Annotated in this window: 18 protein-coding genes; 11 read left to right on the top strand and 7 right to left on the bottom strand. The window is 67.3% G+C overall.

All coding sequences use genetic code 11. The annotated features are described in order from the left end of the window. The first annotated feature begins 14 nt into the window (after positions 1 to 14). From C4B30_RS01775 to C4B30_RS01760, 4 genes are all read left to right on the top strand, one after another. On the top strand, positions 15 to 1487 hold the full coding sequence (locus C4B30_RS01775; protein WP_034185493.1) for an aldehyde dehydrogenase: 1473 nt from the start codon (positions 15 to 17) through the stop codon (positions 1485 to 1487). 48 nt (positions 1488 to 1535) lie between these two features. Further along, a complete protein-coding gene (locus C4B30_RS01770; protein WP_080681396.1) occupies positions 1536 to 2354 on the top strand; it encodes an SDR family NAD(P)-dependent oxidoreductase in 819 nt (272 codons plus the stop codon). 596 nt (positions 2355 to 2950) lie between these two features. Further along, the gene (locus C4B30_RS01765; RefSeq protein WP_105131571.1) at positions 2951 to 4060 is read left to right on the top strand and encodes a porin; all 1110 of its coding nucleotides are present in this window, start codon (positions 2951 to 2953) and stop codon (positions 4058 to 4060) included. 267 nt (positions 4061 to 4327) lie between these two features. Further along, complete coding sequence (locus C4B30_RS01760) at positions 4328 to 5227, top strand: alpha/beta fold hydrolase (protein WP_063831217.1); 900 nt, start codon at positions 4328 to 4330, stop codon at positions 5225 to 5227. Positions 5228 to 5266: 39 nt separating this feature from the next. Here C4B30_RS01760 and C4B30_RS01755 read toward each other — a convergent pair whose 3' ends face one another. Then, entirely contained in the window at positions 5267 to 5902 is a 636-nt protein-coding gene (locus C4B30_RS01755) for a TetR/AcrR family transcriptional regulator (RefSeq protein WP_051421418.1), read from the bottom strand. A 630-nt stretch (positions 5903 to 6532) separates the two neighbouring features. Here C4B30_RS01755 and C4B30_RS01750 point away from each other — a divergent pair. After that, positions 6533 to 7372, top strand: coding sequence for an alpha/beta fold hydrolase (locus C4B30_RS01750; protein WP_051421417.1), 840 nt, complete (start codon positions 6533 to 6535; stop codon positions 7370 to 7372). A gap of 78 nt (positions 7373 to 7450) precedes the next feature. Here the strand turns inward: C4B30_RS01750 and C4B30_RS01745 are convergent, their stop codons facing one another. From C4B30_RS01745 to C4B30_RS01720, 6 genes are all read right to left on the bottom strand, one after another. Next, positions 7451 to 7864: a YybH family protein gene (locus C4B30_RS01745; RefSeq protein WP_027785812.1), complete on the bottom strand. Its 414-nt coding sequence runs from the start codon at positions 7862 to 7864 to the stop codon at positions 7451 to 7453. Between the two features lie 117 nt (positions 7865 to 7981). After that, entirely contained in the window at positions 7982 to 8695 is a 714-nt protein-coding gene (locus tag C4B30_RS01740; RefSeq protein ID WP_051421416.1) for a nitroreductase, read from the bottom strand. 90 nt (positions 8696 to 8785) lie between these two features. Continuing rightward, entirely contained in the window at positions 8786 to 9574 is a 789-nt protein-coding gene (locus C4B30_RS01735; RefSeq protein ID WP_027785810.1) for an IclR family transcriptional regulator, read from the bottom strand. A gap of 7 nt (positions 9575 to 9581) precedes the next feature. Then, positions 9582 to 10334 (bottom strand): IclR family transcriptional regulator, encoded by a 753-nt coding sequence (locus tag C4B30_RS01730; RefSeq protein WP_063831215.1) that lies wholly within the window; start codon positions 10332 to 10334, stop codon positions 9582 to 9584. 483 nt (positions 10335 to 10817) lie between these two features. Then, complete coding sequence (locus C4B30_RS01725; protein WP_027785808.1) at positions 10818 to 14336, bottom strand: pyruvate carboxylase; 3519 nt, start codon at positions 14334 to 14336, stop codon at positions 10818 to 10820. A gap of 712 nt (positions 14337 to 15048) precedes the next feature. Next, positions 15049 to 16200: an acyl-CoA dehydrogenase family protein gene (locus tag C4B30_RS01720; RefSeq protein WP_027785807.1), complete on the bottom strand. Its 1152-nt coding sequence runs from the start codon at positions 16198 to 16200 to the stop codon at positions 15049 to 15051. Between the two features lie 242 nt (positions 16201 to 16442). Here C4B30_RS01720 and C4B30_RS01715 point away from each other — a divergent pair, with 242 nt between their 5' ends. The 6 genes from C4B30_RS01715 (at position 16443) to C4B30_RS01690 (ending at position 23787) form a co-directional block, all read left to right on the top strand. Further along, entirely contained in the window at positions 16443 to 17318 is an 876-nt protein-coding gene (locus C4B30_RS01715) for a MaoC/PaaZ C-terminal domain-containing protein (protein WP_027785806.1), read from the top strand. 24 nt (positions 17319 to 17342) lie between these two features. Then, positions 17343 to 18092, top strand: a complete 750-nt coding sequence (locus tag C4B30_RS01710; protein WP_027785805.1) for an SDR family NAD(P)-dependent oxidoreductase — start codon at positions 17343 to 17345, stop codon at positions 18090 to 18092. A 91-nt stretch (positions 18093 to 18183) separates the two neighbouring features. Next, positions 18184 to 19389: an acetyl-CoA C-acetyltransferase gene (locus tag C4B30_RS01705; protein ID WP_027786654.1), complete on the top strand. Its 1206-nt coding sequence runs from the start codon at positions 18184 to 18186 to the stop codon at positions 19387 to 19389. A gap of 15 nt (positions 19390 to 19404) precedes the next feature. Then, positions 19405 to 21357 carry an AMP-binding protein gene (locus C4B30_RS01700; protein ID WP_034185533.1) on the top strand — a complete coding sequence of 651 codons (1953 nt, stop codon included), beginning with the start codon at positions 19405 to 19407 and terminating at the stop codon, positions 21355 to 21357. 18 nt (positions 21358 to 21375) lie between these two features. After that, on the top strand, positions 21376 to 22557 hold the full coding sequence (locus tag C4B30_RS01695; RefSeq protein ID WP_027786652.1) for a CaiB/BaiF CoA transferase family protein: 1182 nt from the start codon (positions 21376 to 21378) through the stop codon (positions 22555 to 22557). A 234-nt stretch (positions 22558 to 22791) separates the two neighbouring features. Continuing rightward, positions 22792 to 23787 (top strand): LysR family transcriptional regulator, encoded by a 996-nt coding sequence (locus tag C4B30_RS01690; RefSeq protein ID WP_034185532.1) that lies wholly within the window; start codon positions 22792 to 22794, stop codon positions 23785 to 23787.

The following is a 23787-nucleotide window of genomic DNA, read 5'->3' as shown; positions in this document are numbered from 1 at the left end:
GAGAACCGCCAACGATGAACCGCCCTTCCCTGAACATGCCGCACGCGGATCGCCTCTATATCGGCGGACGCTGGGTGGCGCCCGCTTCCACCGACACCCGCGCGGTGCTCGACTGCGCAACCGAGGACGTGGTTGCGCACGCGGCGATGGCCAACGAAGCCGACGTCGACGCTGCCGTGCGCGCCGCACGCGGTGCGTTCGATCGCGGGCCGTGGCCGCACCTGTCGCCGGCCGAACGCGGCGCCTTCCTCGAGAAGATCGCCGCCCGCCTCGAAGCGTTGAACGACGATTTCGCGCGCGGCTGGAGTATCGAATCCGGCGTGCTGTACCGGATTGCCAAACCGCGCATCGGCCTGTTCCTGAGCGGTGCGTTCCGCCAGTACGCGGCGATGGCGCACAGCTATCCGTTCGTCGCGCCCGCGCGCGCCGTGACCGGCCACCAGGCCTACCGCGTGCAGGAGCCGGTCGGCGTGGTGGCGGTGATCGTGCCGTGGAACGGCCCGGCCGGGCTGCTCGCGTACAAGATCGCGCCGGCCCTGCTCGCGGGCTGCACGGTCGTCATCAAGAATTCGCCCGAGACGCCGAGTTCGGGCCATCTGTTCGCGCAGATCTGCGACGAAGTCGGCCTGCCGCCCGGCGTGGTCAACATGCTGACGGCCGACCGGACCGTGTCCGAATCGCTGGTGCGCCATCCCGGCGTGGACAAGATCACCTTCACCGGCTCCACCGGCGCGGGCCGGCGCATCGGCGCGGTGGCGGCCGAACGCGTCGCCCGCGTCACGCTCGAACTCGGCGGCAAATCGCCTGCCGTGGTACTCGACGACTACGACATCGAAACGGCCGCGAAGGTGCTCGGCGCACCGTATTTCAGTTATCTGTCGGGCCAGGTCTGTCACAGCCTAACGCGCATCATCGTGCCGCGCGCGAAGCATGACCAGATGGTCGACGCGCTCGTCGAGGCCGCGCGCGGCATGGTGCTCGGCGACCCGCTCGACGACGCGACGAGCATGGGGCCGCTCGCGACGGCCGCGCAGCGCGACGTAGTCGAGCGACTGGTCGCGCAAGGCGTGTCCGACGGCGCGCGGCTGGCGATCGGCGGCAAGCGGCCCGCCCATCTGGCGCGCGGCTTCTTCTTCGAACCGACGGTGTTCGCGAACGTCGACAACCGCTCCCGCATCGCGCAGAACGAGTTGTTCGGCCCGGTGCTGTCGGTCATCGCGGCCGACAGCGAGCAACACGCGATCGACATGGCCAACGACACGATCTTCGGCCTGAATGCCGCGGTCTTCACGCATGACACCGAGCGGGCGCTGCGCGTCGCGCGACGCTTGCGCGCGGGCTCGGTCGGCCACAACGCGTCGCGCACCGATTTCTCGATCGGCTTCGGCGGCTTCAAGCAATCGGGCGTCGGACGCGAAGGCGGCACGGGCGGCCTCGAAGCGTTCCTCGAATCCAAGACCGTCGTCCTGGACCAGCCGGCCGCCTGAGTGCCGATGTACGAACCATCCATCACCTGACATCAAGAGGAGCAACCGATGAACACCGAATCCAGCCATGACGCGCCGAGCGACTGGATGATCCATTCACGCATCAAGGGGCTGGTCGCGCTCGTAGTCGGCGCGGGCAGCGGCATGGGCGAGGCCAGCGCGAAGACGTTCGCGGCCAACGGCGGCGCCGTCGCCGTGGCCGACCTGAATGCCGGCCACGCCGAACGCGTCGCCGGCGAGATCGTGCGCGACGGCGCCGAGGCGATCGCACTGGGTCTCGACGTGTCGAAACAGCCGGACATCGATGCGGCTATCGCCGCCACGGTCGAGCGCTTCGGACGGCTCGACGTCGTGATCAATACCGCCGCGCTGGTGCGCTCGGGGATGCTCGAGGACGTGCCGATCGACGAATGGCGTGCCGGCTTCCAGGTGAACGTCGACGGCGCATTGATGCTCGCGCGCAGCGCGCTGCCGCACCTGAAGAAGAGCCCGCATGCGGCCATCGTCAATACGGCTTCGCTGGCGGGCGTCCATGGCTATTCGCAGGGCGGCGCATATGGGCCGAGCAAGGCGGCGCTCATCACGCTGAGCCGGCAGATGGCGCACGAATGGGCAGCCTACGGCGTGCGCGTCAACGTCGTGTTGCCGGGCGTGATCGACACGCCGATGGCGCGCGGCTCGGTGCCGCAGGAGATTCTCGATCAACTGGCGACGATGCTGCCGATGAGCCGGGTCGGCAAGCCGGAGGAAGTCGCCGATCTGATCGTGTATCTCGCGTCGCCGGCCGCCGGGTATATCACGGCGCAGTCGATCGCGTGCGACGGCGGCATGTCGCACATGATGTTCGCGAAACCGATGGGCAAGTAGGCGCGCTGCGCCACGCGCCCGTCGCGCAGTTTGTGCGGCTGGCGATGACGGTCCGCCCGAGCCGTCATCGCCAGTGATCGTCCGCGTTGCCCGCCCCCCTTCTTCTCCCTCTCCTTCATTCACACGCTCCCCGGCAGCACAAATCCACCTGTCCGCTCAGGCCGTCGAATTGCCGATTTTCGGCAAACACGCGCAAAAAATGCGTTCCGCCGGATAAAACGTCTTTTGGCACCGGCATCACGCGTCACTCGCGCGAACACGGCTTCCGTTACGCGCCTGGAAACGCTCCCATTCGATTTATTCCGTATAACGGATGATTTTTTTAAAAAGAAACGCGCCTGAATGCGTTGAAGTACGGAACGCCGAAATTCATCCAGTGGATCGTCGCGTGAAAGCAGGAATTCGCCTCGGGTTATACCCAATGGAGATTCGATGTTGCGCACCTCAATCTACCTAACGTTAGATTAACGTCGAGCCGGCACAGCGTGTCTGCTGCCGGACGTCGCGACCCGACCGACGGCCTTGAATATTGCTGCAAGGCATCAGCGGCCCGATATGCACCGTTCCTTCACCTTTCGTTAAATTCGGATTTCGAAATGAATGTAAACCGATCATCAGGGTTGGGCACGAAGAAGACGATATTCGCGCTTGGCATTGCGATGCTGCCCGCATGGTCATGGGCGCAAAGCAGCGTCACGCTGTACGGCACGCTCGACGTGGGGATGCTGTTCACCAGCAAGACACTCAATGCGGCAACCAGCGCCAATCGCGGCAAGCAGTTCAGCCTCATCAACGGCGGACTTGAGCCGTCGAATTTCGGCCTGTTCGGACAGGAAGACCTCGGCGGCGGGTTGAAGGCGACCTTCAGGCTCGAGAGCGGCGTCAGTGTCGTCAACGGCGGCTTCGACAACAGCAACGGCAATCTGTTCGGCCGCCAGGCATGGCTGGCGCTCAACGGCGACTTCGGCGAGCTGAAGGCGGGCGTGCAGTATTCGCCGTTCGTGCTGGCGATCTACGAGGCCGATCCGCGCAACGCGGGCCAGTTCGGCACGGCGTTCTCCGTGTATGCGGACAACACGTTCGTGGGCACCTTCAATCCGAATGCGATCACCTATACGAGCCCGAAGTTCGCCGGGTTTTCCGGCAGTGCGATGTATGCGTTCGGCGGCGTGCCGGGCGACTATCGTGCGGGGCAGCAGTACTCGCTCAGCGCGCGCTACGAGTTTCGCGGGCTCGTCGTGAACGCCGCGATGTACGACTCGAGTTCAGGCCACGGCTCCGCCGGGCTGACGACCTTCCAGCAGCCGTTCTTCGGCCGCATGATCGGCGTGGGCTACCACCTCGACCGGCTCACGGTGAAGGGTTCGTTCACCAGCTACAAGGTGCCGACGACGGTGGCCGGCGGCGTCGTGAACGGCGGCACCAACAACGTCTGGAACGTCGGCTTCGACTACTACGCGCTGCCGCAGCTCGATATCAATGCCGGCCTGTGGTACATCCGCGACCCGCACGACTCGGACAATCACACGCTGCTCGGCGCGCTGACGACGCGCTATTTCCTGTCGAAGGCGACCTCGCTCTATATGCAGGTGGGCGCGGTGAACAACCACGGCCGCGAGCGATTCGGGCTGTCGATCGACAATGCGCTGTACGGCGTGTCGGGCACGACGGTCGGCGCGATCGTCGGGATCAACAAGCGGTTCTAGCGCGGCGATCTTCGACGGGAGCGCCAAGCGACGCGTTGCCGCCCTCGTCCGGCCGGAGTACGGAACATTCCGGCCGCCGCGATTGACGCGATTGCAAACCGCGGCGAACGTATGCGAATCCGTGCGCAGACCTGTTCGGCACGGATGGCATGCCGGCATCGCTGCGCCGAACGCCGGTGGATAAGGACCGCGGATCGCGGGCGCCGGGCTGCGGCTCGACGAAGGGCGGCCCCGCCACGCGAATGCAATCGAATCATGAAGAATGCAATGACGACGCAAACGCATGCGGCCGGGCCGACCGGTATCCGGCATACGTGGACGAGCGCCGACGGGCTCCGGCTCGCCGGCCGGTCATGGGGCGCCCCCGACGGCACGCCGGTCATCCTGCTGCACGGCAGCGGGCAGACCCGGCATGCGTCGAGCGGAATGGGCCGCTTGCTCGGCGCGGCGGGTTTTTACGCGGTCGCGTTCGACGCGCGCGGTCATGGCGAGTCCGACTGGTCGCCAACCTGCAACTACAGCCAGGGCGCGATGATCCGCGACCTCGAACGAGTGGTCGCGATGTTCGACGGCCGGCGTCCGATCCTCGTCGGCGCGGGGCTCGGTGGAGGAACGAGCCTGCTCGCGGTGGGCGAAGGCTATGTCGACGCGGCGGCGCTCGTGCTCGTCAACATCGCGCCCTTCGTCGAACCGGCGGGCGCGCTGCGCCTGCAGTCGTTCATGCGACAGCGGCCGGACGGTTTCGGCTCGCTGGACGAGGCGGCCGACGCGATCCGCCACGATCGCGCGCATCCGCCGCAAGCACTCAGCGAGGAAAGCCTCGCGCGCAGCTTGCGCTACGACGACGGGAAATATCACTGGCACTGGGATCCGCATTTTCTCGCGTGGCCGCGCGACCTGACGCGCCGCCATGCGCGCTTTGCGGCCAGCGCGCGTCGCCTGAGGCTGCCGACGTTGCTCGTGCGCGGCGCAGACTCCGACATCGTCAGCGAGACGGGCGCACGCGAGTTCCTGAGCCTGTGCCCCCATGCGGAGCATACAGACGTCCGGGATGCCGGCCATACGAGTGCAGGCGAACACAACGACCTGTTCGGCCAGACCGTGCTCGACTTTCTCGAGCGCCGGATGCCGCGCGACCACGTGCTGCGGAATCGCGCGGCCGCGTGAGCGGGCCGACGAGCACGTCGCCTCGAATCGCCGGCCCGCTCACGCGGCCAGTTCGCCCTTGCGGGTGCTGCGCTTCGCTTTCGCGGCAGGCTTCGCGGCTGCCGCGCGCTTCGCGCCTGCCGCGGGCTTCACGCCTTCGAAGAACATCGTGCTGAGCTGTTCGGCGACCTTGTCCAGCGAACCCTTCTTCGGGTCGAACCAGGTCTGGACGGAATTGATGCAGCCGAGCACGAACACGCGGCAGAGCGCGATGTCGACGTCCTCGCGCAGCAGGCCTTCGGCGCGCAAGCCGTCGAACACTGCGGTCCACAGCTGCTGATGGCGTTCGCGCCGCTTGACCTGGCGCTCCCGCACCTTCTCGGGCAGTTGGGTCAGCAGCCTGCCGTGCGCGAGCGCGTAGTCGCCAAACTTGATCAGCGCGCTCATCTGCCCGAGCAGCGCCGCCTTGAAGCGCGCCTCGGCCGTCGCATCGGGCGGCAGTGCGTCGAAATGCTCGTTGATGTGCTGCACGATGCTGTCCGCGCCGTGCTCCATCACGACGTCGACCAATTCTTCCTTCGACGAGAAGTGATAGTAGATGCTGGCCGCCTCGATCCCGGCCTGGTCCGCGATCGAGCGCATCGTGGTCGCGGCATAGCCCTGCGTCGCAAAAGAGCGCGCGGCAAGCCGCAGCAAGGTTTCCCGGGTATCCGCGCTGGGATTTACATTTCGCTTTCGCACGTTCGTGTATCAGCCGTCCACTGTTATCAAGAATCTGGATGAAGTGAAGCACGCCGGATGCCGCATGCGGGGCCACCGGCCACGCGGCGTCGTGCAGCACGCCGCGCAAGCGATTGTCCGTCCCGTTGCCGTTCCGGCGCGCGACGGCGGCCGGCGGCATGTCTGCGTCTTCCGGGTAATGCCTGATCCTATCGCCTGCCGCCATGTGACACAAAACTAATGTTTGACAGGGTAGCGTATTTTCATGGCGTGAGCCAGCGAACCGCAACCGCGGCGGCCGGCCGGTCGCGCGCGGCGCACCTCCCGCGGCTTTGCCTGAATCTCTCGCTCGCCGCGCGACGTCGCGCAGCCGATCGCGCGGAACCGCCACCGCGCGATCGGCCGGCACGCTCACAGTACGGAACGCCGCGGCCGCCCGCGTTGACACGCGTGCGTGCACCGGCGAAGTTGGAAGGCGCGGTGAACCGCGGACCGCATCCACGCTGCCCCTTCAATCCCTCTCGATCCGTCATGACGCCATCCAGCCAAACCATCGCGCGCACTCCGACGAGGCCGGGACGCCGCCTTCCCGGCACCCCCGAGCCCATGCATCTGTGGCGTACCGCCGACGGCGTGCGGCTCGCCGGAGACACATGGGGGCATCCCGACGCCCCGCTCGTCGTGCTGCTGCATGGCGGCGGCCAGACGCGTCATGCGTGGGGTGGCACCGGCGCGTTGCTCGGCAGCGCCGGCTATTTCGCGGTGGCCTTCGACGCGCGCGGACACGGCGACTCGGACTGGAGCGCCGACGGCGACTACAGCCAGGACGCATTCGTCAGGGATCTGCGCCACGTCGTCGACGCGCTCGGCGCCCGTCGCCCGCCGGTGCTGATCGGCGCATCGCTCGGCGGCGGCACGAGCCTCGTCGCGATCGGCGAACGCAAGCTCGACGCGCGTGCGTTGATCCTGGTCGACATCGTGCCGTATACGGAGCCGGCCGGCGTCGCGCGCATCCGTTCCTTCATGCAGCAGAACCCCGACGGATTCGGCTCGCTCGACGAAGTCGCCGATGCGATCGGGCGCTATCGTTCGCACCGTTCACACTCGGGTAATCATGCCGGCCTGTCGAAGAACGTCCGGCTCGGCGACGACGGCCGCTATCACTGGCATTGGGATCCGCGCTTTCTGTCGGGAACGACCGACCTGCCCGCCCGTCACGCCCGCTTCTCCGCGTGCGCGCGTAACCTCGCGCTCCCCACGCTGCTGGTGCGCGGCGGCAGTTCCGACGTGGTCAGCGAAGCGGGCGTGCGCGAGTTTCTCGAACTGTGCCCGCACGCCGAATACGTGAACGTCGCCGCGGCGGGACACATGGTCGCCGGCGACCGCAACGACGTGTTCGGCCGCGCCGCCGAGCAGTTTCTCGCGCGTCACGTCGGCACGACGTAAGGCGCGCGGTATGCGGGCGTCCGCGGTATGGGCCACGGCGCACGGGCGCCCCGAGGCCCTCGCGTGCGAATCACCCCCTCAGATCGGCGGCGTGTCCGGCGAAGCCGAGAAATGATGCTGGCGTATCCTCCATTCGTGCTGCTGCGCCGCGATCACGAGCGTCGTGCGCAGACGCGAGCGCGACGTCGTGCCGTCGCCGAGCACGAACGCGAATTCGCCGTAGCCCTGCGCGAGAAAGCAGTCGTCGCCGAACCGGATGAACTGCTGCTCGACCAGTTCCAGCGTGGCGGACCTGATCACGCCTTCGTACGACGCGAAGTACGCGCGAATCGCATCGTGCCCGGCCGCGTGACCGGGCCGGCCGCCGAAGAACAGCGCATCGGTCGTGTAGACGCCGGTCAACGCGTCGGCATTCCAGTCGCGCGCAGCCGCGTTCCATGCGGCCTGCACGACGGCCAGCGCCGGGCCGGGCGTATGGTTCGTTCCAGTCATCGTGTTGTTCTCCTGTTTTTGGGCGCCGGCACGCGTGGCTGCCGGCCGGATTCGTCGATCTGGCCGTTCGCTGGCGCCATGCGTTGGCACGCCGCGAATCGATGGGAACGGCATGCGTCAAACCAGCTGCATTACGTCCGCGATGGCGGCGCGCGTCGAGCGGAACGCGTTGGCCGAATGCGTCATGTCCGCATAACCGAACGCGATGCCGCAGACGAACCGGCGCTCGTCGCCGATGCCGAAATAGCGGCGAATGAACCGCGCGTGATGAGCGAGCGCCGCCTGTGCGGTCGTTGCGACGCCGTGCGCGCGCGCCGCCAGCAGAAACGACGCGACGAACGCGCCGCAATCGAGCGCCGCGTACGGCCCCAGCTCGGCCGGGATCGTCAGCAGCGCGACATGCGGCGCGCCGAACAGCCGGAAGTTCTCGGCAACCTGCCGCTCGCGCGCCGGGCGGTCGTCGCGCGCGATGCCGAGCGCCGCATAGAGCGCATAGCCGACTTCCCGCCGACGCTCGCCGTACACGCCGCGATATTCGTCCGGAAACGGCATGTCTGCGTCGATGCCGGGATGCTGCGCCGCATGGGCGACGAGCGCCGCGCGGAAACGCTCGGTCGTGTCGCGCGACGTGACGATCGCATGCCACGGCTGCACGTTGCACCACGACGCCGCGCGTTTCGCGATCTCGACGATGCGCTCGATCACGTCGGTCGGCACCGCGTCCGGCAAATAGGCACGGCACGTGTACCGCTCGGCGGCAATGCGTTCGAGCGTTTCCACATCGGCTGCCGACCGGTCGCCTGCATCCTTGCCGTCTCGTTGCGCCTGCATCCCACGTCTCCGGTTAGCGGTAGCTTGCATTTCGATTGAAACTATCATTAGTTAGATCGACCAGCGACCCGAACACACTGAATCCGATCATCAAGGCTCGCAGTCGACGTCGTTCAGGATGAAGGACAGCGTCTTGGCCGCCGCCTTCAGTTCGGGCGTCACACGCTCGCGGATCGCCGCCATGTCCGGCTCCAGTTCCACGGCCCCGCAATTCAGCGCCATCAGCGTTTGCGTGCGGCCAACCACGATCGGCAACGCAATGCCGTACGCGTTGCGCTGATACTCGCCGACCGACATGCATACGCCCGACTGCCGCAGATCCTCGAATGCCGCATCGAGGTTCTCGCGCACGGTCTCCGCATCGTCGCCCGCCGCATCGAGCAGCTGAGTGATCAGGGGCGCGCGCATCGCCTCCGGCAGCCCATACAGGTAGGCGCGCCCGACCGCGGTCGTCGCCATCGGCAGCAGCGAACCGACGCCGAGCCGCAGCGTCGCGATCCGCGCGCTTGCGCGCCACGCGATATACACCATGTCGAGCCGATGCGGGACCGCGAGCGCGACCGACAGGTTCAGCTTGTCGGCGAGCTTCTGCATCACGGGCGCGACGAGGCGCGTGACGGCATTGGCTTCCAGATACGCGTGGCCGATGCTCAACGCGCCGGCACTGAGTTCGAACTGCCGCCCGCCGCCCACCCGGCGCAGATAGCCGATCGAGATCAGCGTCGTGGTCAGCCGCGATACCGTGGCCTTCGGCAGACCGGTGCGCCGCACGAGTTCCGCGTTGGACAGCGGCGCACGCGCCGCGCGAAACGCATGCAGCACCTCGAGCCCGCGCTCGACGGTCAGCGTGACGCCATGTTGCTTGTCGGTTCTGTTCATCGGCATGTCAGTCGGTCACGACCGCCTGCTCCTGCAGGTGCTGGGCCGCGGCCACCAGCCTCGGCCCGAGTTCCCGTTCAACCCGCGCGCGCCCGAGCCGCGCGCTGCGCCCGATACAGGCCAGCACGAGCGGCGTGTGATCCTGCACCACCAGAGGCACCGCGAGGATCGTCAGGTCCGGTTCCCATTCGCCGAGCGACATGCAGTAGCCGACGTTGTGTACCTGTGAAATGCCTTCGCTGATGCGGCGGCGCAGGCTCGGCCAGTCGCGGCCGGTCTTGCGTTCGATATTGCCGAGCAGGTAGAAGCGCTCGAGTTCCGGCAGCGCGGCTAGCAAGGCCCAGCCCATCGGCGACGAGGCGATGCGCAGCCGCGTGCCCGCATACAGCTTGAGGTCGACCGAGGCCGGCTTGCCCGCACACGTCTCCAGCACGATCACGTCGAGGCGGTCGCGCGTGCCGAGCATCACGTAGGTTTCGTTCGCGTTCGCGAAGGCCTGCATCTCGAGCCGCGCCAGCAATTGCACGTTCGAATGCGCGATCGCGGCATAGCCGAGCGACAGCACGGGCGCCGCCAGCCGATACTTGCGGCGCTGCGGCGAATAGTGAAGATAGCCGAGCGCGACGAGCGAGCGAGCCATCCGCGACACCGTCGGTGCGGGGATGCCCGTCTCGATCACGAGTTCCTGATTGCCGAGCCACGGCTCGTGCGGCGAAAACGCGGCGAGGATTGCCAGGCTGCGCGCGAGCGGAACGACCATCGCGCCGGACGCGGGGCTGCCTTCCGGACGCTCTCTGTCTCCGGTCGGCCCATCGTGCCAACCCGCGTTTTCCTGTCCTGACAGGGGCAGCGCTGCCCGGTTCGACTGCGGCGACATCGATTGCTCCGTTTGTCTCGATCTGGCTCTGGAAGCGGCCGTGAACTTGCGTGTACCGGTCGGTCAACGCGGTCCGCCACGCAGCGTGGCGGCGCGCGCGGCACGCGACCGTCCGATGGCTTCATTAGAGAAGCCAACCGGTAAACGCGTCAATTGTAGTTCCAATATGTTCCGTACTCTGAAAACATAAGTGGCCTCGAAATCGGCCGCCGGCAGTTCCTCTTCGTGGTTTTCCGCCAAATTCGAGACGGAACAAGCGCGGCGCGACGGATCAAAGTACGGAACGTTAGACGAATCCGGGAATGGCACGAAGACGCGGCGCGGCGGCGGTCCGCCGCCCGCCGCGCCGGGCCGCCACCGCCCGCGTTACGCGTCGCCCTTCAGCTCGATCAGGAGATCCTTCGCGGCGACGCGCTCGCCGGGCTTCACATGCACGGCCGCGATCTCGCAGTCGCGCTCGGCCGCGATGTGGGTTTCCATCTTCATCGCCTCGAGCGCGATCAGCGTCGTGCCGGCCATCACGCGCTGGCCCGGCTGTACGGCCACCGTCACCACCGACCCCGGCATCGGCGCGGCCACGTGCAGCGGGTTGCCCGGATCGGCGCGCTGCAGCCCGTGCCGCTCCTTGCCGGCCTGCACGACCGTCTTCTGCTCGACGAGCGCCGAGCGCGGCTGACCGTTCAGTTCGAACTGAACCTTTACGATGCCGTCCTGCGCATCGGCGTGCTGCCCTTGCAGCGACACGAGCAGCGTCTTGCCCGGCGAGATCTCGATCGCCACCTCCTCCTGCGGCTGCAGGCCGTACAGGAACGCCGGCGTCGGCACCACCGACGTGTCGCTGTACGCGCGCACGTGCGCGTAGTAGTCGACCGTCTGCTTCGGATACATCAGGTACGACGCCAATTGCCGGTCGTCGAGCGGCTGCTCGCAGGCTGCCTCGGCCTGCACGCGCACCGCGTCGAGATCGACTGGCGGAAGCTGGTCGCCAGGGCGATACGGCGCCGGCGGTTGGCTCTTCAGCACCTTGCGCGACAGCTCCACCGGGAAGCCGTCCGGCGGAAAACCGAGCTCGCCCTTGAACAGCGACACGACCGACTCCGGGAATGCGATGTCCTTGTTCTGGTTGCGCACGTCGTCCACGCTCAGGTCGTTCGCGACCATCATCAGCGCCATGTCGCCGACCACCTTCGACGTCGGCGTGACTTTCACGATGTCGCCGAACAGCCGGTTCACGTCCGCGTATGCGCGCGACACCTCGGTCCAGCGATGGTCGATGCCGAGCGAGCGTGCCTGCTCGCGCAGGTTCGTGTACTGGCCGCCCGGCATCTCGTGACGATAGACGTCGGCGGTGCCCGCGCGAATCTCCGATTCGAACGGCGCGTAATAGCGGCGCACGCCTTCCCAGTACATCGACGCTTCGTGCAGGCGATCGGCATCGAACCCCGGGTCGCGTTCGCTGCCCGCGAGCGCCGCCGCGATGCTCGACAGGTTCGGCTGCGACGTGAGGCCGCTCATCGCGTCGAGCGCGCCGTCCACCGCATCGCAACCCGCGCCGATCGCCGCGAGCACGGACGCCGCGGCAATCCCGCTCGTGTCGTGCGTATGGAAATGCACCGGCAGCCCGGTTTCTTCCTTGAGCGCCTTCACGAGCGTGGCGGCCGCCTGCGGACGGCAGATGCCGGCCATGTCCTTGATGCCGAGCACGTGCACGCCGGCCTGCTGCAACTCGCGCGCGATGCCGATGTAGTACTTGAGGTCGTATTTCGAGCGCGACGTGTCGAACAGGTCGCCGGTGTAGCAGATCGCGCCTTCGCACAGCATCCCGCTTTCGCCGACCGCATCGATCGCCACGCGCATGTTGCGCACCCAGTTCAGCGAGTCGAATACGCGGAACACGTCGACACCCGCGCTCGCGGCCTGCTGCACGAAGAAGCGCACGACGTTGTCCGCGTAGTTCGTGTAGCCGACCGCGTTCGAGCCGCGCAGCAGCATCTGGAACAGGATGTTCGGCACGCACTCGCGCAGTTGCGCGAGGCGCTCCCACGGGTCTTCCTTCAGGAAGCGCAGCGCGACGTCGAAGGTTGCGCCGCCCCAGCATTCCAGCGAGAACAGTTGCGACAGCTCGCGCGCGTAGAACGGCGCGATCGGCAGCATGTCGGCCGTACGCATGCGCGTCGCGAACAGCGACTGGTGCGCGTCGCGCATCGTCGTGTCGGTCAGCAGCACTTGCCTGCGCTCGAGCATCCATTGCGCAAATTTTTCCGGGCCGAGCTCGCGCAGGCGATCGCGCGTGCCGGCTGGAATCGCCACCGCCGTGTCGACCTTCGGCAGCACCGGTTTCGGCAACGGCAGCGCCGGCAGCGTGCGGCCGTTCATCTCCGCGTTGCCGTTCACGTTCAGCTCGCCGAGATAGCGCAGCAGCTTCGTTGCGCGGTCGCCGCGCTTCGCGAACGCGAGCAGTTCCGGCGTCCTGTCGATGAAGCGCGTCGTCACGTCGCCGGCGACGAACGCCGGATGATTGATCACGTTCTCGAGAAACTGCAGGTTCGACGTGACGCCGCGAATGCGGAATTCGCGCAGCGCGCGATCCATCCGATGAATCGATTCGGCTGCGGTCGGCGCCCACGTCGTGACCTTGACGAGCAGCGAATCGTAGTACGGCGTGATCACCGCGCCGCCGTACGCGGTGCCCGCGTCGAGCCGCACGCCAAAGCCCGCCGCGCTGCGGTAGGCGGTGAGCCGGCCGTAGTCGGGCAGAAAGTCGTTCTCCGGATCCTCGGTCGTGATCCGGCATTGCAGCGCATGGCCGTTCAGCGGGATGTCCTGCTGCGCCGGCACGCCGGCCGCGCGCTCGGCGAGCGTTCCGGCGCCGTTCACGACGTCTTCGGCAAGCCCGATCCGGCCGCCCTCCGTAATGCGGATTTGCGCCTTCACGATGTCGATCCCGGTGATCATTTCGGTCACCGTATGCTCGACCTGGATGCGCGGGTTCACCTCGATGAAATAGAACCGGCTCGTGTCGGCATCCATCAGGAATTCGACGGTGCCCGCATGCGTATAGCCGACCGCGCGCATCAGCCGCAGCGCCGCTTCGCAGAGCGCATGACGACCTTCGCGATCGAGATACGGCGCCGGCGCGCGTTCGACGACCTTCTGGTTGCGGCGCTGCACCGTGCAATCGCGCTCGTGCAGATGAACGACCGTGCCGTGCATATCGCCGAGCACCTGCACTTCGACGTGCCGTGCATTGCGCACGAGCTTCTCGACGTACACCTCGTCGTTGCCGAACGCGGCCAGCGCTTCGCGCCGCGCGACCGGCAGCAGCGTCTCGAGATCCTGTGCGTTTTCCAGCACGCGCATGCCGCGCCCGCCGCCGCCCCAGCTGGCCTTCAGCATCAGCGGATAGCCAACCTCCGCAGCCAGCGCCTTGCATGCGTCGAGATCGTCCGGCAGCGGCGCGGTGGCGGGCATCACCGGCACGCCGGCCGCCATCGCCGCATTGCGCGCGGCGACCTTGTTGCCGAGCGTGCGCATCACGTCGGGGGACGGGCCGATCCAGCGGATGCCCGCGTCGATCACGGCCTGCGCGAAATCGGGGTTCTCCGACAGGAAGCCATAGCCGGGATGGATCGCATCGACCTTGGCCTGGCGCGCGACGCGCAGGATGTCGTCGATATCGAGATACGCGGCGAGCGGCTTCTTGTCTTCGCCGATCAGGTAGCTTTCATCCGCCTTGAAGCGATGCAGCGCGAGGCGGTCTTCCTTCGAATACACCGCCACGGTGCGCATGTTTAGCTCGGCGGCGGCGCGCATCACGCGAATCGAGATCTCCGAGCGGTTCGCGATCAGGATGGACTGGATGGGGGTAGGCGTCACGGCAGCCATGGATTGTGAAGGGTTGAATGAGGTGCGCCGACGCGCCATCCACCGCCTGCCTGATTCACGGGGCGGCGACGGATCGTCGCGTCGGTCACGCGGCGTTGCTTTCGTCCCGGCTTTCGCCAGTCGACATCGTCGTCATATCGCCCGATAGCCGCTATCGACGACGCGACGACGAACAGCATCCAGCCGACCAACCGGGCAGACCAACAGGAGACCGGCCGGTCGGTCGTCGATCGGGACACGGGGGCCCGCGCCACGACGCGGGCCGCCACGATTTCAGTCGCGGTGCTCGAAAAGCGGCGCGTGGTCCATCCAGTCGTAACCCGCACCGGATCTCGCCCACGCCCAGTTCACATCGCGGGGCCGGTCGCCGGGCTGCGCCGTCGTTGTTCGAAGGCGTTCCCCCGCTCCCTCGAGCCCGAGCCTGCGCGCATCGTCTTGCGGTAGCCATTTCGCTTTTGATAGCCAGTCATTGCATCACCTTGCGTGTATAGAAGCTTGTCGCTCTTCGGCCCGGCCCGTCTGGCTCGCGGAGATACCTGCGTGGCCGGCGGGCGCCCCATGCGTCGAGGTTCAATCATGCAAAAAGCAGGCCACATCGGATCTCGACCGCACGGCCCCGACGCGCGTGGAGATCGTTCAAAGGCGGTTTCAAAATTCGTTCAATTCTGAAATCGAGTTCTGATTTTGAAATTGCGACGGCGCACACCGCGCCTTATTGCGCGTCGCGAATCATGTTGCGGGCAATCACGATCTGCTGGATCTGGGTCGTGCCTTCATAGATCCGGAACAGGCGCACGTCGCGATAGAAACGCTCGATTGCATATTCGGCCATGTAGCCGGCACCGCCGAAAATCTGCACCGCGCGATCGGCCACGCGGCCGCACATCTCGGACGCGAACAGCTTCGCGCACGATGCCTCGGTGCTGACTGGCAGCTTGTCGTCGCGCCGGCGCGCGGCGTCCAGCACCATGCAGCGCGCCGCATAGATCTCGGCCTTGCTGTCGGCCAGCATCGCCTGCACGAGCTGGAAATCGGCGATGGGCTTGCCGAACTGCTTGCGCTCCATCGCGTACGACAACGCCATCGACAGCATCCGCTCAGCCACAGCCACGCAGACGGCCGCGATATGGATACGCCCCTTGTCGAGCACCTTCATCGCCGTCTTGAAACCTTGCCCTTCCTTGCCGCCGATCAGGTTCGCGGCCGGCACGCGCACGTTGTCGAAAATCACGTCGCAGGTATGGGCGCCTTTCTGTCCCATCTTCTTGTCGCGCTTGCCGAAGCTGATGCCGGGCGACTTCGCATCGACGATGAACGCCGAAATGCCGCCCGCGCCCTTGTCTTCCGGGTTGGTGCGCGCCATCAACGTGAAGATGCCTGCATGCGGCGCGTTCGTGATGAAGCGCTTGGTGCCGTTCACGACGTAGTCGTCGCCGTCGCGGATCGCGGTGGTGCGCAGCGACGCCGCGTCGGAGCCGGCTTCCGGTTCGGTCAGCGCGAAGGACGCAATCAGCTCGCCGGTCGCGAGGCGCGGCAGGTACTTCTCCTGTTGTTCGGGCGTGCCGTCGAACAGGATCCCTTGCGAGCCAATGCCCACGGTCGTGCCCAACAGCGAGCGGAAGACCGGAGAAGCCTGGCACAGCTCGAACACCGCCAGCACCTCCTCCTCCATCGTCAGTTCCAGACCGCCGAAGCGCTCCGGAATCGTGAGGCCGAACAGGCCCAGCGCCCTCATGTCGGCGACGATGTCGTCGGAAATCTCGTCGGTTTCGGCCACGAGTTCCTCGTTGGGCACGAGCCGCTCGCGCACGAACCGGGCGATGGAGTCGAGCAGGCCGTTGAGCGTTTCTTGATCGCGAATCATGTCGGTGGGCCTGAAAAAAGATGAGAAAGACGACGAGATGCTGCGCCGGCGGCCGGCCCGAAACAATTGCACGGCCAAAAACGTTCCGAAGAATGAAACGGCGCCGGCACGGCCGACATTGGGCCGGCGCGCACCGCGGCCCGGACGCCTGCCAAGGTACGGAACAATCTGCGCCGATCCGTTGACCCGACAACCACGCGGCTCCATCGTGAGCACTCGAATCCACTGCCGTCACGTTTGCCATGCCGCTCCAGCCCGATCATCTGCTGTCCCGTCCGTTCCCGCCCATCGAGCATGCGTACTCGCTGCGCGATACGCAGCTCTACGCACTCGGCGTGGGCCTCGGCGCCGATCCGCTCGACGCGGGGCAACTGCGTTACGTCTACGAAGGCCGCGCCGGCACGTCGCTGCGCGCGCTGCCGACCATGGCGAACGTGCTCGCCTATCCCGGTTTCTGGGCACGCGAGCCGGACACCGGCATCACCTGGCAAAAGATCCTGCATGCGGAACAGGAAATCCGGATTCACGCGCCATTGCCGGCCAGCGGCCGCGTCACGGGCACGACGCGCATCACCGGGCTGTGGGACAAGGGCGAAAACAAGGGCGCGTTCCTGCAGCAGACGCGCGAGATCGCCAATGCCGACACGGGCCACCTGCTGGCGACCGTCGTGCAACTGAGCCTGTTGCGCGGCGACGGCGGCTTCGGCGACGGCGGCAGCACCACGCCGCTGCCGGTGCCGCATGCGATGCCCGACGGCGAGCCCGATCACGTCTGCGAGCTGACCACGCCCGCGCAACTGGCGCTGATCTACCGCCTGAGCGGCGACCTGAATCCGTTGCATGCCGACCCGGCGGTGGCCGCCGCGGCCGGTTTCGCGCGCCCCATCCTGCACGGCATGGCGCTGATGGGCGTGGCCGCGCACGCGGTGCTGCGCACGGTACTGGCCTACGACGACACGCGCTTCGCGGGCATGCGCGTGCGCTTCACCGCGCCAGCCTGGCCCGGCGACACGCTGCGTACCGAGATGTGGGTGCGCGGCGACACGGTTTCACTGCGCGTCACGGCCGTGGAGCGCAACGTGGTGGTTTTGACCAACGCGCGGGTCGACCTGCGCTGATACGCAATTCTTCAGGAGACAGTCATGGATCTGGGTTTGACCGGCAAGGTCGCCATCGTCACCGGCTCGGCGCGCGGCCTCGGCGCCGCCACCGCGCGCCGGCTCGCGCAGGAAGGCGCGAGCGTCGTCGTTACCGACATCAATGCCGAGCTGGCACAAGCCACCACCCGAGCGCTGCAGGACGAAGGGCTCGCCGCGCACTGCATCGTCGGCGACATCACGTGCGCGGCCGACGTGCAGCGCCTCGTCGATGAAACGGTCGCGCATTTCGGCGGTGTGCACATCCTCGTGAACAACGCCGGCGCGCCGCGCGACAAGTACCTCGTGAAGATGAGCGAGGACGACTGGGACTTCGTGATGAACGTCATGCTCAAGGGCGCGTTCCTGGCCGCGAAAGCGGTCATGCCGCACTTCATCGAGCAGGGCTGGGGCCGGCTCATCAACATCAGCTCGCGCGCGTACCTCGGCAACCCGACGCAGGCCAACTACTCCGCCGCCAAGGCCGGCCTGATCGGCATGGCCAAGGCGCTATCGATGGAGGAAGGCCGCTACGGGATCACCGCGAACTGCGTCGCGCCGGGCTTCATGGAAACGGAAATGGTGCAGGCGCTGCCGACCTACGAAACGATCAAGGAGCGTGCGGTGGCCGCGCAGCCGATCAAGCGCGTCGGGCGCCCGGACGACATCGCCGACGCGGTGGCGTTCCTCGCCAGCGAGCGTGCCGGCTTCATCAGCGGCGAAGTGCTGCACGTGACCGGCGGACGCTACGGCTGATCCGGCGGCGGCAGCGCAACAACCCAGGCCGCCGGCGCGTGACACGCGCGCGACGGTGGCCGATTATTGACGACATTCAAAGGCATTCCAAATGAAACGAGCAGCCATCGTCTCTCCGCTGCGCACCCCGGTGGGCGCGTTCGGCGGAACGTTGAAGGGCGTTCCCGTCGAGGAACTCGGCGCCACCGTCGCGCGCGCCATCGTCGAGCGTACCGGGCTCGACCCGGCGCGCCTCGACGACGTCGTGTTCGCGCAAAGCTATGCGAGCGGCGAGACGCCGTGTACGGGGCGCTGGGTCGCGCTGCAAGCGGGCTTCCCGATCGAAGTGGCCGGCATGCAGCTGGACCGGCGCTGCGGCGGCGGTGTGCAGGCGCTAGCCACCGCGGCGATGATGGTGCAGACAGGCGCGGCCGACGTGGTGATGGCCGGCGGCGTCGAAAGCATGAGCAACGTCGAGTTCTATACGACCGACATGCGCTGGGGCAAGCGTGCCGGTTCGGTCACGATGCACGACCGGCTCGACCGCGGCCGCGAGCGCTCGCAGCCGGAAAGCCGCTTCGGCCGCATCAGCGGCATGATCGAGACGGCCGAGACGCTGGCGCGCGAATACGACATCACGCGCGAAGCGTCCGACCGGTTCGCCGCGCGCAGCCACCGGCGCGCCGCGGCCGCGCAGCAGGCCGGCCATTTCGACGCCGAGATCGTTCCCGTGTCGGTGCCGCAGCGCAAGGGCGACGCGCTGATCGTCGCGCAGGACGAAGGCGTGCGCGGCGACACGACGCCCGAGAGCCTCGCCAAACTGCGCACCATCATGAAGGACGGCGTCGTCACGGCCGGCAACGCGTGTCAGCAGAACGACGCGGCCGCCGCCTGCCTGATCGTCGCCGAGGACAAGCTCGACGAACTCGGCCTCACGCCGCTCGGCTGGCTGGTCGGCTGGGCCGCTGCGGGCTGCGATCCGGCGCGCATGGGTATCGGTCCCGTGCCTGCCGTGCAGAAGGTGCTGGCACGCACGGGCCTGCGCTTCGACCAGATGGACCTGATCGAGCTCAACGAAGCGTTCGCGTGCCAGGCGCTCGCCTGCGTCAAGGGCTGGGGCAGCTCGATGGACGCGCTCGAGGACAAGCTCAACGTGAACGGCTCCGGCATCTCGCTCGGTCACCCAGTGGGCGCGACGGGCGTGCGCATCATGAGCACGCTGCTGCACGAGATGCAGCGCCGCAAGGTCCGCTACGGCCTCGAAACGATGTGCATCGGCGGCGGTCAGGGCATCGCGATGATCGTCGAGCGCGCCTGAGCAAGGAGACCGATCATGACTGACCATGAATCCGCCCGCGCGTGGCAACCCGGCCAGCGCGAGTTGCAGAACGCCGGCATCGTGACGCTGATGCGCGCGCTCGGCGTGCCGTCGTATGAAGAACTGATGCGCGTGTCGATCGACGAGCCCGAGCGCTACTGGCAGACCGTGATGCGCGAATGCGCGATCGCGTGGGACGTGCCGCCTACGGGCTACGTCGACCTGTCGCGCGGCCCGCAGTTTCCGAGGTGGTTCCCCGGCGGCAAGCTCAACTGGGTCAACACCATCTACGGCTGGGCGCGCCACCCCGCCACCGCGCAACAGAAGGCCGTGGTGGCCGAGCGCGAGGACGGCAGCGTGAGCGAGCTGACCTATGCGGAACTCGAACGGCGCGTGCGCGATTTTGCGGCGGGGCTCGCGCAGCGCGGCGTCAAACAGGGCGACCGCATCGGCCTGCTGATGGAGAACGGCATCGAGGCGACCGTCTCGCTGCTCGCGATCGTGCATCTCGGTGCGCTCGTCGTGCCGCTGTTCAGCGGCTTCGGCGTCGATGCGATCGTCGCGCGCCTGTCGGCTGCGGAAGCGCGCATCGTGATCGCGTCGACCGGCTTCTCGCGCCGCACCAAGCGCGTGGACGTCCAGGGCGCGTTGCGCGATGCGTGGCGCCAGTTGCCGCTGCTCGAACACGTGATCTGGAAGCGCGGCGAAGGCGACACCGCGCAGGACGCGCGCGACCTCGACTGGCAGGAAACGGCTCGCGCCGCGGCGGACCACGCAATCGAGCCGGTGTCGGTCACGCCCGACACGCCGTTCATGGTGATCTATACGTCGGGCACCACCGGCAAGCCGAAGGGCGTGGTCCATACGCACGGCAGCTTCCCGATCAAGATCGCTCACGATTCGCTCGTACATTTCGACGTGCATCCCGGCGACGTCTACTGCTGGCCCGCCGACATGGGCTGGATCGCCGGCACGCTGGTACTCGGTTGCGCGCTGCTGCGCGGCTCGACGCTGGTGTGCTACGACGGCGCGCCGGACTACCCCGACTGGTCGCGCATGTCGCGCGTGGTGGAACGTCACCGCGTCACGCACTTCGGCTCGGCGCCGACGCTGATCCGCGGCATGGCCAGCCACGAAGGGCTGGCGCTCGCGGGCGACCGCTCGACCGTGCGCTTGCTGATCACGGCCGGCGAAGGCATCGCACCCGAACATTTCAACTGGTTCCTGCAGCGCTTCGGCGACGGCACTGCACCTGTCATCAACTACACCGGCGGCACCGAGGCGTCGGGCGCGCTGCTCGCGAGCGTACCGATCCGGCCGATTCCGCCGAGCGGCTTCAATACCGTATCGCCCGGCGTGGCCGCCGACGTGGTGAATGCCGACGGCGTCAGCGTGACCGGCGAGGTCGGCGAGCTGGCGATCCGCGCGCCGTTCGTCGGCATGACGCAGTCGTTCTGGCGCGACGACGAACGCTATCTGGAAACCTACTGGCACACCATTCCGGGCATCTGGGTGCACGGCGACCTGGCGCTGCGCACGCGCGACGGCAACTACTTCATGATGGGCCGCTCCGACGACACGCTGAAGGTCGCCGGCAAGCGCCTCGGGCCCGCCGAGGTCGAGGAAGTCGTGCTGGAGCTGCCGGACGTGGCGGAGGCGGCTGCGATCGGCGTGGCCGATGCGGACAAGGGGCAGAAGCTCGTCGTGTTCGTCGTGCCGAAGCCCGACGCCGCGATCGCCGGCGCCGATCTGGAGGCGCTCGTGTCGGGCCACGTCGACAAGCGCCTGGGCCGCCCGTTCCGGCCCGGCCGCGTGCACGTGGTCGCGCAACTGCCGAAGACGCGCAGCTCTAAGATCATGCGGCGCGTGATCCGCAGCGTGTACTGCGGGCAGCCGCCGGGCGATCTGTCGTCGCTCGACAATCCCGGTGCGCTCGACGAAGTGCGCACGGCCGCGACCTCCGCCTGACCCTACCGCAAACGAAACATGAAAGTACTCGAAGGCATCAAGGTCCTCGATTTCGGACGCTTCATCGCCGGGCCGTTCTGCTCGGCGCTGCTCGCCGACTACGGCGCGGACGTGATCCGCATCGACCGCGTCGGCGGCGGCGAGGATCGCTTCATCGTGCCCGTGACCGAACACGGCGAGGGCGCGCTGTTTCTGCAGGTCAACCGCAACAAGCGCTCGATGACGCTCGATCTCGACAGCCCGGAAGGGCGCGAGATCGTGCGCCGGCTGGTCGTCGATGCCGACGTGGTGATCGCGAACATGCCGCCTCGCACGCTGCAGCATCTCGGACTCGACTACGAGAGCTTGCGCGCGATCAAGCCCGACGTCATTCTCGTCGCGTCCAATGCGTTCGGCAACAGCGAAGCCGTGCGCGATCGGGTCGGCTTCGACGGCGTCGGCCAGGCGCTCAGCGGCGCCGTGTATATGGCCGGCACGCCCGACCGGCCGCAAAAGGCGATGGTGCCGGTGGTCGACTTCGCGACGGCGTTTTCCTGCGCGCTCGGCGTGGTGCTGGCGCTCTACGAACGCCAGCGCAGCGGCATGGGCCAGGAAGTCAGCGCGTCGCTGCTGTGTACGGGCCTGAACATGGCCAGCGGCGCACTGATCGAGGAAGCGCTGCTCGGCCTCGATCGTCAGGCCACGCTGAACCGCGCGTCCGGCTATGCGCCGTCCGACATCTTCAAGGCCACGGACGGCTGGTTCATCACGCAGGTCATCGGCCGACCGATGTTCAAGCGCTGGACGCAGCTCGTGGGGCGGCCTGAACTGCTCGACGATCCGCGCTTCGCCAACGATACGCTGCGCGGCGAGAACGGCGCGTTCCTCAGCGACATCATGAGCGAATGGTGCGCCGACAAGACGCTCGCCGACGCGCTGGCCGCGCTCGAGGCGGCGCGGATCCCGGCCAGTCCGGTCAATTCGCCGCGCCAGGCGCTCGAGGACGAAACCATCAAGGCCGCCGACGTGATTCGCTGGATGGACTATCCTGGCGCGCCGAAACCGGTGCCGATCTTCGCGACGCCGGTTTCGCTGTCGCGCACGCCGCCTGAAATCCATACGCGGCCTCCGCTGACCGGCGAACACACCGACGAAATCCTCGCCGGCATCGGCTTCGACGCACGGACAGTGGCCGAGCTGCGATCGCGCAAGATCGTCTGACCGGATCGACTGCATCGTCGCGCGCACCGCTGCCCGGTGCGCGCGGATCGGTGCCGACTCGCTGCACGCAAGCCAGTTCGCGGCCTGCGCGGCCGCCCGGCGCGCACGCGCCGGCGCTTCCCCCTCTTCGCGCCCGTTTCCCGGTTCCCGCGCGCCGGCCGATATCGGCATTTCGCCGCTTACCCGCCCATCGAATTTCAACTATATTCGTCAGTCACACTTGACAATCGCATCATGGATCCGTCCCAGCTCCCTTCCCTCGTCTGGTTCGTGCACATCGCGCACCATCTGAGCTTCACCAAGGCCGCCGCGGAAATGGGCGTGTCGCGCGCCGCGCTTTCGCAGAACCTGAAAGCGCTCGAGCGGCAGTTGAACGTGAAGCTGCTGTACCGCACCACGCGCGACATGTCGCTGACTGAAGACGGCCAACGGCTGTACGACACGTTGCGCCCCGCTTTCGACTCGATCGAAGCGGCGATCCGCAACCTGCACGAAGTCCGCCACGCCCCGTCCGGGCTGCTGCGCATCAACACGTCGCGCGTGGCCGCGCGCAAGCTGCTCGAACCGCACCTGGGCGAATTCATGGCGCGCTATCCGTTGCTGCGCGTGGAGCTCGTGATGGACGACGGGCTGTCGAATATCATCGCCCACGGTTACGACGCGGGCATCCGGCTCGGCGAGAGCCTGGCCGAGCACATGGTGGCCGTGCCGATCACGCCGATGCTCGAGATGGTCGTAGCCGGCTCGCCCGACTACTTCGCGCGTCACGGCACGCCGGCGACGCCCGCCGATCTGATCCGGCACAACTGCCTCTGCTATCGCCATACGACGAGCGGCGCGATCTATCGCTGGGAATTCACGTCGCCCGAGATCGAAGGGCATGCGTTCGAGGTCGAGCCGCAAGGCACCACGATCACGAACGACGACGACGGGATGATACGCGCGGCACTGCAAGGCATCGGCCTGATCCAGCACCAGGACATCGCGCTGCGCGAGCATCTCGATGCCGGCACGCTGGTGCGTGTGCTCGCGCCGTGGTGCAAGCCGTTTCCCGGTTACTACCTGTACACGCCGTCGCGCGAGCAGATGCCGGCGAAGGTGCGCGCGCTGATGGATTTCCTCGTCGAGAAACGCGAACAGCTCACAGCGGACGCGGCCACGCGAACGGCCGCGCCTGCCGCTTCCGTCGCGTCAGCGCCGCCGCGCAAGCGGCGCGCGAAACGTCCCTGA

This window comes from Burkholderia sp. BE12 (assembly GCF_002959955.1).
In the GTDB taxonomy this organism is placed as follows: domain Bacteria; phylum Pseudomonadota; class Gammaproteobacteria; order Burkholderiales; family Burkholderiaceae; genus Burkholderia.
This window is presented reverse-complemented; position numbering and strand designations above follow the sequence as displayed.